Origin of the sequence: Chryseobacterium sp. SORGH_AS_0447 (genome assembly GCF_030818695.1) — a bacterium.
Classification (GTDB): Bacteria; Bacteroidota; Bacteroidia; order Flavobacteriales; family Weeksellaceae; genus Chryseobacterium.
Window position 1 is genome coordinate 1,872,291 of sequence record NZ_JAUTAR010000001.1, and the last position, 12,403, is coordinate 1,884,693.

General features: G+C 43.1%; 11 protein-coding genes. All 11 read left to right on the forward strand.

Features of this window, described 5'->3' with window-relative positions; genetic code table 11:
• Positions 1–25: 25 nt before the first annotated feature.
• Positions 26–463, forward strand: a complete 438-nt coding sequence (locus tag QE422_RS08820; RefSeq protein WP_307456926.1) for a phage tail protein — start codon at positions 26–28, stop codon at positions 461–463.
• 18 nt (positions 464–481) lie between these two features.
• Positions 482–1,855, forward strand: a complete 1,374-nt coding sequence (locus tag QE422_RS08825; RefSeq protein WP_307456928.1) for a phage tail sheath C-terminal domain-containing protein — start codon at positions 482–484, stop codon at positions 1,853–1,855.
• Between the two features lie 43 nt (positions 1,856–1,898).
• Positions 1,899–2,330, forward strand: a complete 432-nt coding sequence (locus QE422_RS08830) for a phage tail protein (protein WP_294222138.1) — start codon at positions 1,899–1,901, stop codon at positions 2,328–2,330.
• 2 nt (positions 2,331–2,332) lie between these two features.
• A complete protein-coding gene (locus QE422_RS08835) occupies positions 2,333–2,800 on the forward strand; it encodes a phage tail protein (protein ID WP_294222135.1) in 468 nt (155 codons plus the stop codon).
• A gap of 194 nt (positions 2,801–2,994) precedes the next feature.
• Positions 2,995–3,156 (forward strand): DUF5908 family protein, encoded by a 162-nt coding sequence (locus QE422_RS08840; protein ID WP_294222133.1) that lies wholly within the window; start codon positions 2,995–2,997, stop codon positions 3,154–3,156.
• Entirely contained in the window at positions 3,156–3,872 is a 717-nt protein-coding gene (locus QE422_RS08845; RefSeq protein ID WP_307456933.1) for a LysM peptidoglycan-binding domain-containing protein, read from the forward strand. Before QE422_RS08840 ends, QE422_RS08845 begins: the two co-directional genes overlap by 1 nt.
• Position 3,873: 1 nt before the next feature.
• Complete coding sequence (vgrG, locus tag QE422_RS08850; RefSeq protein WP_307456936.1) at positions 3,874–5,619, forward strand: type VI secretion system tip protein VgrG; 1,746 nt, start codon at positions 3,874–3,876, stop codon at positions 5,617–5,619.
• A gap of 5 nt (positions 5,620–5,624) precedes the next feature.
• Positions 5,625–5,915 (forward strand): PAAR domain-containing protein, encoded by a 291-nt coding sequence (locus QE422_RS08855; RefSeq protein WP_307456938.1) that lies wholly within the window; start codon positions 5,625–5,627, stop codon positions 5,913–5,915.
• 142 nt (positions 5,916–6,057) lie between these two features.
• The gene (locus QE422_RS08860; RefSeq protein ID WP_307456940.1) at positions 6,058–6,468 is read left to right on the forward strand and encodes a GPW/gp25 family protein; all 411 of its coding nucleotides are present in this window, start codon (positions 6,058–6,060) and stop codon (positions 6,466–6,468) included.
• A 90-nt stretch (positions 6,469–6,558) separates the two neighbouring features.
• Complete coding sequence (locus QE422_RS08865) at positions 6,559–9,609, forward strand: baseplate J/gp47 family protein (protein WP_307456943.1); 3,051 nt, start codon at positions 6,559–6,561, stop codon at positions 9,607–9,609.
• 24 nt (positions 9,610–9,633) lie between these two features.
• Positions 9,634–12,393: a hypothetical protein gene (locus tag QE422_RS08870; RefSeq protein WP_307456946.1), complete on the forward strand. Its 2,760-nt coding sequence runs from the start codon at positions 9,634–9,636 to the stop codon at positions 12,391–12,393.
• The last annotated feature ends 10 nt before the right edge of the window (positions 12,394–12,403 follow it).

A 12,403-nucleotide genomic window follows, 5' to 3' on the forward strand; every position in this document is an offset into this window, starting at 1 on the left:
ATCAACCCAAATTAAATTAAAAAATATGAGTACATACCCATTAGTAAAGTTTTCCTTTGAAGTAGACTGGGGCGGAACAAAAGTAGGGTTCCAGGAAGTATCCGGCCTTAATATCGAAACCGATGTGATCGAATACCGACACGGCGCCAGCCCGGATTTCAGCAAGATCAAAATGACCGGTCTTCAGAAGTTCAGCAACATCAGTTTAAAAAGAGGAACCTTTAAATCGGACAACGAGTATTATGCATGGTTCAAAACCATGAAATCGAATACGGTAGAGCGCAGATCCATCACCATTTCCCTTCTGGACGAAAACGGAGAGCCTGCAGTAACCTGGAAAGTGAAAAATGCGTTCCCTGTAAAATTGCAGTCGACGGATCTTAAAGCCGAAGGTAATGAAGTGGCCATCGAAACCCTGGAAATCGCACACGAAGGTTTAACCATTGAAAATAACGGAAATTAATTTTAAAATTTTTAACAAATGAATTACAAAACACCTGGAGTTTATGTGGAAGAAATCACAAAATTCCCACCCTCTGTAGCGCAAGTAGAAACTGCTATCCCTGCTTTTATCGGGTATACAGATAAAGGGCCAAAAAATGAGCCGACAAGAATTACTTCAATGCTGGAATACGAAGCAATTTTCGGAAAAGCAAAGAACGAAGTATTTTCTGTTTCAATTGACGATACTGTTGTTACTGTTAATGGGACTATCAGCGCTTTCAAAATGTACTATGCGATGCAGATGTACTTTGCCAATGGTGGCGGAGCATGTTATATCGTATCGGTAGGTGCTTTCACTACGAAAGATGGAAGTAATAATATCATCACCAATACCGTAAAGTTGAGTGAATTGAAATCAGGGCTAGATACACTGGAAAAAGAAGATGAACCTACGCTGATTGTTTTCCCTGATGTAGAAGATTTACCAACCGCAGATGCTTACACGCTTTACAATAAAGCCTTGGATCAGGCAGAAGAAATGAAAGACCGCTTTGTGATCATGGATGTTGTTGGAGGCAAAGATTCTTTCAGAACAGGAATTACAGCAACCGGTTTAAAGTATGGAGCCGCTTATTATCCAAATCTCGAAACGATTTTAAGTTACAGCTTTGAAGACAAAGATGTTAAGGTAAATCTTTTAAAAGAAAAAAACGCAGACGGAGTTGTTGTTCAGGTAACATTCAATCAGGGCCAGGATAATTTGGAATGGCTGAAATCGAATAAATCAGGAGCGTATAACCTTGCTAAAAAAGCAATTGAATCTAAAGCGGTTGTAATGGCCCCGTCATCAGCCATCGCAGGTGTTTATGCCAAAGTAGACAGCACTGCCGGAGTATTCAAAGCACCTGCTAATGTTGGACTTAATTATGTAGTAGCACCAACGGAAAAAATTTCTCCTGATGATCTGGATAATCTTAACGTAGATGCAACCTCCGGAAAATCCATCAATGCGATCAGGGCTTTTGCCGGGAAAGGAACATTGGTTTGGGGGGCAAGAACCCTGGATGGCAACAGCAACGAGTGGAGATATGTATCGGTAAGACGTTTCTTCAATATGGTGGAAGAATCCGTAAAGAAGGCCACCGAGCGTTTCGTTTTCGAGCCTAACACAGCCAACACTTGGGTACGCGTACAGGCGATGATCGAAAATTTCCTTAACGAACAGTGGAAAGACGGAGCTTTGGCCGGAAGCAAGCCTGAAGATGCTTATTACGTAAGCGTAGGCCTGAACAAAACCATGTCTGCACAGGATATCCTGGAAGGAAGAATGATTATCGAGGTCGGAATGGCTGCGGTACGTCCGGCAGAATTTATCGTGCTTCGCTTCTCTCACAAATTGCAGGAAGCCTAAGCTTTAAACTTAAAATAAATCAACCCAAATTAAATTAAAAAATATGAGTACATACCCATTAGTAAAGTTTTCCTTTGAAGTAGACTGGGGCGGAACAAAAGTAGGATTCCAGGAAGTATCCGGCCTTAATATCGAAACGGATGTGATCGAATACCGACACGGCGCCAGCCCGGATTTCAGCAAGATCAAAATGACCGGTCTTCAGAAGTTCAGCAACATCAGTTTAAAAAGAGGAACCTTTAAATCGGACAACGAGTATTATGCATGGTTCAAAACCATGAAATCCAATACGGTAGAGCGCAGATCCATTACCATTTCCCTTCTGGACGAAAACGGAGAGCCTGCAGTAACCTGGAAAGTGAAAAATGCATTCCCTGTGAAACTGCAGTCGACGGATCTTAAAGCCGAAGGTAATGAAGTGGCCATCGAAACCCTGGAAATCGCACACGAAGGTTTAACCATTGAAAATAACTAATCATGGCTGTTTTATATCCTCCAACCAGTTTCTCTTTTATCGTTAACGGGATTTCGACCACAGAGGGTATTGACTCCAGATTTCAATCCATATCCGGATTATCGACCGATATTACCACGGAAGAATATGCCGAAGGAGGCGAAAACAGGTTCGCCCATCAGCTTCCTTTACGCCCCAAATACCCTAATTTAGTTCTTAAACGCGGATTACTCGTAAGTTCAGGATTGATAAGCTGGTGCAGAAATGCGATGGAAAACTTCGAGTTCGAACCCAGGGATCTTATTGTTTCCCTTTCCGGAGGACTTCAGTCTACCGCACCATTAATGGTCTGGAACGTCGTAGGAGCCTATCCTGTACGGTGGGAAGTCTCGGAATTCAATGCAGAAGAAAGCAAACTGGCTGTTGAAACCATAGAGCTGAAATACAGATATTTCACAATACCTTCATCGTTAGCAAGCCTGGGCTTGTAATTTCTACATCAAATCCGGGCACGGAAAAGCGTGTTTCAGAAGATTTTTTACCCAATTTTTTTGATAAAACAAACAGATGCGTCGCAAGGCCGGGTCTGAGCACCCTTCACGTGCCTGGATTTTTAAAATAAGATATGTTAAATCATTGGTTGTTAATATTTTATTTATTGATAGCCAATTAAAAACAAAACGAAATGCCAATAGAAATAAAAGAGCTTCACATTAAAATAAATGTGGACGAGAAAGCCGCTGCGACATCCACCGCAGCCAGCGTAGACGAAGTGCAGATCATGCGGGCGGTCAGCGAAAGTGTAGAACAGGCCGTCAATATAGAACAACGTAAAAAAGAAAGATAATGGGACAGTTTGCAAAAGTTAAAATAGGGACTTACGAGAATAACGGATATGAAAATTTGATTGATAGTGATGCTTTCGTTGCCCTAATTAATCCGACGGGGTTTTCATTCACCAGAAAAATTGAATACAATACGACCCAGGAACCGGGAGCTAGTGGCACCAATTCAAAATATGTTAAAACACCTGCTCAATCTCTACAGCTGGAGTTTTTATTTGACGGTACCGGTGTAACGGAAGAAAACTCTGGTAATAAACTGATTAACGTTATAAAGAAGAAAAAGTTTAAGCATGATACGGTTACAGAGCAATTGAATAGGTTTTATGCAGCGACGGGAGATTTCAGAGGACCGATTCATAAGCCTTACAATGTTATCATTATCTGGGGAAAATTTGAATTTAAAGGAGCTCTTACTGAATTTACCGTTGATTATAAGATGTTCAATAAGGATGGAACACCATTAAGAGCCATAGGCAAAGCAACTTTTGTTGAAGGAATCAGCCCGGAACTCATAGCGCAGAAAGAAAAAAAGACCTCCCCGGACCTTACCCACAAACGGATAATAAAGGACGGTGACACTTTGCCTTTGATGACTAAAAGGATTTACGGAGATTCCAAGTATTACCTCGAAGTAGCCAAAGTAAACAACCTGATCAATTTCAGACAATTGGTGCCGGGTGATGAACTTTACTTTCCACCGATAGAAAAAATATCATAATATGAACAACAGCGGATACATACAAACAGCAAAAAACCCGGACCTGATCACCTTCAAGGTAATGTCCGGAGGTACCGAACTGCCGGGTAAGTATGGGATTACCCATATTGTTGTGGAAAAAGAAATCAACAGGATTCCTTATGCCCGCATTACCATCCTGGACGGAAGCGTGCCGGAACAGGATTTTAAGCTGAGCAATGAAGACCTGCTGGTGCCCGGAAAAGAAATCGAGATCACTGCCGGATATCATTCCGAAGAAGAAACCATCTTTAAAGGAGTTGTTGTAAAACATAACATAAAAGTAAGAAACGGCTCCTCTTACCTGATCGTGGAATGCAGGGATAAAGCCGTAAAAATGACGCTGGGAAGAAAAAGCAAGTATTTCTACGACAGCAAAGACAGCGATATCATGGAACAACTGATTGGCAACAGCGGGTTGAAAGCTGAGGTGGAAGCAACTGCAAATTCACACAAGGAACTGGTACAGTACCGGGCTTCCGACTGGGATTTCATGCTGACAAGGGCTCAGGCCAATGGAAAACTCTGCTTTGTCGAAGACGGAACGGTAAAAATAGCCAAACCGGATTTCAGTAAGAAAGAAGTGGAAACCGTAGTTTACGGATCTTCTGTCCATGAATTCGACGGAGAAATCGACGCCAGGGATCAGTTCAGTAAAATTACCGCCAAAACATGGAGCTATACCGATCAGGAACTTACCGAAGTGGAGGCCCAGGATCCGGCCATCAGCCTCAATGGAAATCTTTCACCGGGCGATCTGGCCAAAGTTTTCGCAATCGAAGACCTGCAGCTTAAGCATGGCGGGAATCTTACCCAGGGCGAACTTCAGGAATGGGGCGATGCCAAAGCAACCTTCCAGCAGCTGGCCAAAACAAGAGGAAGAGTGAAGTTCCAGGGAATTCCCTCCGTACTGCCCGGCGTTACATTAACGTTACAGGGCGTAGGAAACCGGTTCAACGGGAAAATATACGTAAGCGGGGTGCGTCACGAGATTGCCGATGGAAACTGGCTTGTAGATGCCCAGTTCGGGCTTTCTCCCACCTGGTTTTCGGAAACCTATGATATCAGCGAAATGCCGGGGTCAGGAATCATCCCGTCGATCAGCGGACTGCATATCGGAGTTGTGTCACAGCTCGAATCCGACCCGGATGGGGAAGACCGGATTTTGGTACAGATCCCGATCATCAATAACGAAGAAGAAGGAATCTGGGCGAGAATAGCCACTCTTGATGCAGGGGAGAACCGAGGATCTTTTTTCAGACCCGAAATCGGTGATGAGGTCATTATCGGATTCATCAATGACGACCCGAATGATGCCGTAATACTCGGAATGCTGAACAGCAGTGCCAAACCGGCTCCGCTTACAGCTTCTGACGATAACAACGAAAAAGGATTCGTTACCCGAAGCGAAATGAAAATGATTTTCAACGACGACAAAATCTCCTATACACTGGAAACACCGAAAGGTAAAAAACTGATCCTGAACGAAGATGAGGATGTCATAAAGATCGAAGACGAACATTCGAATATTCTTACGCTAAACAAAGACGGGATCAGCATGGAAAGCGGGAAAGACATTAAGATCAAAGCCAAAGGTGATGTTAAAATTGAAGGAGTCAATGTCAGTGTCAAAGCTTCTGCACAGTTTAAGGCAGAAGGAAGCTCAGGCTCGGAGCTTAAATCCGGAGCGGTAACCGTAGTAAAAGGATCGCAAGTTAAAATAAATTAATCAATATGAAACCGGCAGCAAGAATTACAGATATGCATACCTGCCCGATGGTAACGGGAAATGTTCCGCATGTAGGCGGACCTATTATCCCTGCGGGGGAACCCACGGTACTGATCGGAGGAAAGCCTGCCGCCAGAGTAGGAGACAAGGCCGTATGTACAGGCCCGCTGGATACCATCGCTTCCGGATCTTCCAGCGTTCTCATCGGCGGAAAACAGGCAGCAAGAATGGGGGACTCAACGGCGCATGGAGGCGTTATTACCGCGGGAGAAGCAACTGTTTTAATAGGCGGATAAAAAGCAAGGCCTCTCTGAGCAATCACCATTAAAATATAACCTGAAAACCAACATATAAAAACATCCGCAGCAAAAAGGCAGGACCACCGGAAACTCCAGGTTAAAAATGAAGGATGTTACAACCAAATAAAACAAATAACGTATGAATATAAATGCAGATTTTTTAGGAATAGGCTGGAGCTTTCCGCCTGAGTTTAATGAGACGGAAGGAATACTGGAGATGACCACCGATGTGGAAGACATCAATAACAGTCTTATTATCTTATTGTCCACACGTCCCGGAGAACGGGTAATGTTCCCGGATTACGGATGCGACCTGCAGGAAATGCTTTTCAAACCGCTGGACCTCACCCTTATTACCCAGATGAAGGGAATCGTAGAGCGGGCTATCTTATATCATGAACCCAGGATCAATATTTTGGATATCGATATCGATACCCAGGAGGAGCTTCAGGGAGAAGTGCTGATAAAGATTGACTACGAAGTAAGAAACACCAACACAAGAAGCAATATTGTTTTTCCTTTCTACAAAGGGGAAGCTACTGAAATATAAATTAGGCCGGGATGTCTGTAGCCATGTTGAATACAAGCAAACATTACATTAAAGTATTGCATCTGACCATCGAAATATAAATTTAAACTAATGAAAAAAACAGATACATTTTCGCATTACCGCGAAGGAAAATCACAAATGCAGCGCTTTTTAGCAGAATTGGATCCTGGCAATCTCGAATTGCATGATTTCGACCTGTTTGATTGGCTGTTATTCGCTAATAATTTTGCCAGGCATGTAAATTATTTTCACAAAGATGATCCTGCGACCCCTAGAGGAAACTGGGGAAACTTCTTCCTGGGAGATGATGATTATACAGTTCCGCGCAGGGAAAGCGTAGAATACAAACAAATGAAAAAGCAGGTTACAGATCTTATTTCCCGGTTTGAGCAGGACAGCAACCTTACTCCCCACCTGACACTCTTCGTTTGCTTTTTGAAGTTGCTGGACTTTTCCAAAAAAGCTTTTAATAATCTTACAAAAAGACATCTGGATTTTTACTATAACGAAATCCTCCAGATTGATAAAAACGACGCCAAAGCCGATAAAGTCTACGTCATCTTCGAACTGGCCAAGAAAGCTATTCAGGAAAGGATTCCGGAAGGAACTCTACTGGACGGCGATAAAGATGCCGACGGGAAAAAACGGATTTACAAAACCGAAGAGGAGCTTATTGCCAATCAGGCAAAAGTAGCAGAGATCAAAAGTTTCCTGAACGACGTTGAAAAACGCGAGCTGAAAATGGCTCCGGCAGCAGATACGGCAGACGGCCTTGGCGAAAAGCTGCCCGAAGACAGCAGCTATTGGTGGCCGTTCGGATATAATTCCGACGAAACGGCCTCCGAAAAATCCATTTACAAAGAACTTCCGAAAGCCAGGCTGGGCTTTTCCGTAGCTTCTTCCTTATTCGACCTGAAAGAAGGCGAAAGAACCGTTACGGTTGCTGTAACATTCAATAAAAATTCGGCACAGAAACTTCAGAACCTTTCCAGAGAAGATCTTGAAAATAACATGAGTGTGCTTTGCAGCGGTGAAAAAGAATGGATGTCGGGCATCGTTCTGAAGTGCCTTAAAAACGAAGGAGACCGCCTGGAACTTTCGTTTACCTTATCCAAAGATGATCCTGCAGTGGTACCGTATAACAGACAGGTGCTTGCAGAAACATTTCAGACTGGATTGCCTGTCGTAAGATTTATAATTGAAGGACAAAAGTACTACGACGTTTACGAAGCCCTTTCGGAAAAACTGGTAAAGAACATCGAAGTATCGGTTGATGTAAAAGGTATCAAATCGGTACAGATAGAAAATGACAACGGAGCCTTAAATTCCGACAAGCCGTACTATCCGTTCACCGCACAACCCGTTAAAGGATCTAATTTTTACATTAAATATCCTGAAATGTTCTCTAAAAAATGGCAGAAGGCAGACATTACCATCAACTGGAAGAATGCACCGGATTCCATCAAAGATTTATACAACGGATACATTATCCAGCCCAACCAGAACATCAGCCTGAAGGATTTTGAGGCTTCAAAAAGTCCTTCGATCGTAGATGCCGATGCTTATTTCAAAGCAGATATTGCCTTATTGGACAGGGAAAACTGGTTCAGCACCGCTCATGATGTTACCCTGTTTGATAAAGCGGACGGCGTTTACAAAACGAAGTTTTCCGTCAGCAGCATCAACGGTGAGCCGGGAACTTCCGAAGCTTTGCGCGTAACGTTGAAACAATCGTCACTTCAGGATGTATATCCTAAGCTGTATACCCTTGCATTGTCAAGTAATCCGAATGAAAAAAAGCTTATTCCCAACGAACCGTATATCCCGTTCGCCGAAGATATCGAGCTCAGTTACAGTGCCTATGAAAGTGCCTATTCTTATCTGAGCAGGGATAAGGAGGGCCAGGCTTCAAAAAATGCAGGCATGCAGGTGTATCATGAAGACGTTTTCGGGCAGTACGAAAAAGAAGTTGAAACCGCCAGCCTGGTGCCGGTACACGAAAGTGGAGGCGAATTATACATCGGTCTGGAAGCCATGCCGCAAACAACGGTTTCCTTACTGATCCAGATGCTGGAAGGAAGCGAAAATCCTCTGGTTGATACTTTTGAAGAAAAAGAGTTTATCCGGTGGCACATCCTTTCGGGAAATACATGGATGGATCTATCGGATTATATGCTGAAAAATGAAACCCGGAAATTCCTGGAATCCGGTATTGTCAAGTTTAAAATACCAAAAGACCTTAATACCGGGCACACCAGGTTTACCAACGGGCTGGTCTGGATCAGGGCCCAATCGAAAAGAAGCTATGATGCGGTATGTAAAATTCAGGGGATCTATACGCAGGCGGTTCTTGCCGCATTCGAAAATCAGGACAATGAGCTTTCTCATTTGAATAATGGCCTGGAGGCGAATACCATCACCAAATTAATCACCAGGGTTCCTCAGGTAAAATCGGTGAGCCAGCCGTATAATTCTTTCGACGGTAAATACAAAGAAACCGATGCCGAATATTACAGAAGGGTAAGCGAAAGACTGAGACATAAAAACAGGGCCGTTACCCAGTGGGATTATGAGCACCTGGTTTTACAGGAATTCCCGGAAGTATTTAAGGTAAAATGCCTAAACCATACTTCTGAAACATCTTATCTGGCGCCGGGCTACGTTACCCTCATGGTCGTGCCGAATATTAAAAATAAAAATGCTTTTGATATTTATCAGCCAAGAGTCAGCAGGGCCAGCCTCAACAGGATCCAGAACTATATCCAGGAGCTCAGCGCCATGCAGGTTCAGACCCAGGTCATCAATCCTAATTATAAAGAAGCAAGAGTGGAAACCCGGGTGAAGTTCTTTGAGCAGTACGACGAATCTTTCTATACCAGACAGCTGGACGAAGATATTAAAAAGTACATCTCACCCTGGGCCTTTACGGAATCCAAAGATATCGATTTTAATATCAAGCTGAATGTAAACCAGCTCATCAGCTATCTGGAACAGCTGTATTACGTGGATTATATCGACGAAATAAAAATATTTGTAAATAATACTTTACAGAAACAGTCTTTAATTGAAGTAGATCCCAAATCCATTCTGGTTTCAGCCAAGCAGCACAAAGTATCTATTGCGGATCAGGTATGTATGTAAGAACAATAAGAAGAAAATATAATTATGTCAGAAAATAAGCACATCAGTATACCCAAAAATGTAGAAACCGGAGATCAGACCGATTTTCATTTTCTGCGCAGGACAGGTATCGAATACATAGAAAAATTGGGAGGAAAGCTCTGGACCGATTACAACTCTCATGATCCCGGGATTACCACGCTGGAAGTTTTAAGCTATGCCATCACGGATCTCGGCATGAGAATGAACCTGAACACGGGAGATCTTCTGGCTTCGAAAGATCCTGATAAAGACATCCATTCCCAGTTTCTGAAGGCTACGGAAATCTTACCTTCAAGACCTTTAACTGAGCTCGATTACAGAAAGCTGTTTATCGATATCAGCCTGGAGCCGGACTTTAAAAGACCGATCCTGAACTGCTGGCTGGTTCCCAGAACTGAAAAGATTTATGTGGACTGTAAAACCGGAACCCTGGACTTCAACCCGATCGGGGAAAAGACCCGCGACTTTAATGTAAAAGGTCTTTACGATCTGTATGTAGACTATTCCGACGATCTCGATACCGAAGACAACCGATGCAAAAGGGCTAATGTCAATTATGAGATACTGGACCGCTATCATGCCAACAGAGGGCTTTGCGAAGACCTGGTGGAAATTAAGGAAGTCCAGACCCAAAAGGTGGCCGTATGCGCCAGAATCGGACTTATAAACAAAGCCGATGAAGAGCTTGTACACGCTAAAGTCCTAAGGACCATCAATCATTATCTGGCGCCTGAAGTTCAGTTTTACTCCCTGAAACAGATGCTTGATAAAGGACAGGCAACGGATGAAATTTTCGACGGCCCGCTGCTGGAAAACGGGTTTATCGATACGGAAGAACTGAAAAACAGCCAGCTGAGAAAAGAAGTCCGCCTTTCCGACATCATCAGCGAAATCATGAAAGTCGACGGGGTAAAAGAAATCCACGAAATCTCCATTGCAGGCTGCGACAATGTTATTAGTCAGAACAACGACTGGCTGATCTGCATAGAAAACGGCAGCAAGCCCGAACTCTGTGAATTGAGCTCGTTCAGCTACAGTAAAGGTTCCCTTCCGCTCAATATCAATGATAAAAAAGTACAGGAGTATTTAAAAATACTAAAAAATGAAGAGGAAGTCCTTCGTGACGATGCAAGACAAAACAAAGAATTGCCTTTACCGGACGGAACTTCCTATGATATTGGAAACTATGCTTCCATTTTAAATGAATTTCCGGATACCTATGGAGTAGGGATCTCAGGAATCATCGGAGACAAAACACCGGAGCGGGAGGCACTGGCCAAACAGATGAAGGCTTATCTCTTGTTTTTTGATCAGATCCTGGCCGGATATTTTAAGCATCTCGAAAAAGTAAAAGAAGTATTAAGCATTAACGGCAGTTTAAAAAGGACCTATTTCACACAGGCACTTAAAAACATCAAAGGTTTTGATGAATTGGTATCCGGTTATGCTTCCGGTAATGACGACCAACTTACGGATTCCCTTTATGAAGAACTGGACAACAGTGTTGAAAGACGGAACGAGGTGCTGGACCACCTGATTGCCCGTTTTGCCGAAACATTCAGCGATTACACCTTCGTAATGAAATCATTGTACGGAAAATCCACCGACGAAATTGTCCTGAGCAATAAAGAGAATTTCTTAAAAGAGTATAAGTCTTTAAGTAAAGACCGCGGGCTGGGCTACAATTATACCTTAGCTTCCGATGAGGAGGTTTGGAATACCGGTAACATTTCCGGCGTACAGAAAAGGATCGCCCGTTTACTGGGAATTAAGAATTATACCCAGCGGAATATATCCCAATCCCCTGTTTCGATTATTAAAGGAGCAGGCAGCAGCGGAAAAGCGACCTATAACTGGAAAATAAAAGATGCCGATGGTAATATTATTCTGTCATCGGTGAATATCTACGAGATCGAATATGCGGCTACCAAAAACCTGAACGAAGCGATTTATCAGGCCATCCAGATCGATGAGGAAGACTTTGAAGCAGCCTGGAAAAAATTTGAAGCAGATCCGAATGTCAATTTGATCGGAAATATAAAAATACGATTATCAGCAGGAGGTAATTATTATTTCGACATTTTAGATGAAGCCGGAAACGTAATTGCCAATCATAAAAAGACCAACCCTTATTCAGGTATAAAGGAATTGAAAACAGGAATTCTGGCGACCATCAGCTATTTTAAGTATGAATTTACCGAAGAGGGTATTTTCCTGGTCGAGCATTTATTGCTGAAACCGGTCCTTAAGAATTATAAAATGATGGGAGGGATCGGCTGTATGTCGATCGGCAAGACCTTTAAAGTAATGTATGATCTCGAGGTAACCGGATCATCATTCATGTCTTCCTGTGAAGAAGATTGCGAAACAGATGTTTTCGATCCTTACTCTTACCGGGTGAGTGTCGTGCTTCCGGGATTTGCCTACCGTTTCCAGGATCCTGATTTCAGACGGTATGCGGAAACGGTGATCCGCCAGGAAATTCCGGCCCATATATTAGCAAAAATCTGCTGGGTAGGAGACCGGATGAGTGAAGTGCAGACGGCTCAAAGCGATTTGTCCGAATTTGAGACTGCTTTCAGGAAATATCTTACCGATAAATCCAGAAATAATCTTCCGGATTTAGGAAGCAGCACCAGGGATCTCCTGGCTGCTCTTGCCAGACTGAACAATATCTACAGGCCGGGAAGGCTTTTAGACTGCGCCATGGATGATAACGACAGCCTGGACGGAAAAATAATTTTAGGACAATCTAACATATAAAAATCGATAC

Coding starts and splice junctions, on each gene's coding strand:
- QE422_RS08820 (WP_307456926.1), top strand. CDS start 26: ATGAGTACATACCCATTAGTAAAGTTTTCCTTTGAAGTAGACTGGGGC.
- QE422_RS08825 (WP_307456928.1), top strand. CDS start 482: ATGAATTACAAAACACCTGGAGTTTATGTGGAAGAAATCACAAAATTC.
- QE422_RS08830 (WP_294222138.1), top strand. CDS start 1,899: ATGAGTACATACCCATTAGTAAAGTTTTCCTTTGAAGTAGACTGGGGC.
- QE422_RS08835 (WP_294222135.1), top strand. CDS start 2,333: ATGGCTGTTTTATATCCTCCAACCAGTTTCTCTTTTATCGTTAACGGG.
- QE422_RS08840 (WP_294222133.1), top strand. CDS start 2,995: ATGCCAATAGAAATAAAAGAGCTTCACATTAAAATAAATGTGGACGAG.
- QE422_RS08845 (WP_307456933.1), top strand. CDS start 3,156: ATGGGACAGTTTGCAAAAGTTAAAATAGGGACTTACGAGAATAACGGA.
- vgrG (WP_307456936.1), top strand. CDS start 3,874: ATGAACAACAGCGGATACATACAAACAGCAAAAAACCCGGACCTGATC.
- QE422_RS08855 (WP_307456938.1), top strand. CDS start 5,625: ATGAAACCGGCAGCAAGAATTACAGATATGCATACCTGCCCGATGGTA.
- QE422_RS08860 (WP_307456940.1), top strand. CDS start 6,058: ATGAATATAAATGCAGATTTTTTAGGAATAGGCTGGAGCTTTCCGCCT.
- QE422_RS08865 (WP_307456943.1), top strand. CDS start 6,559: ATGAAAAAAACAGATACATTTTCGCATTACCGCGAAGGAAAATCACAA.
- QE422_RS08870 (WP_307456946.1), top strand. CDS start 9,634: ATGTCAGAAAATAAGCACATCAGTATACCCAAAAATGTAGAAACCGGA.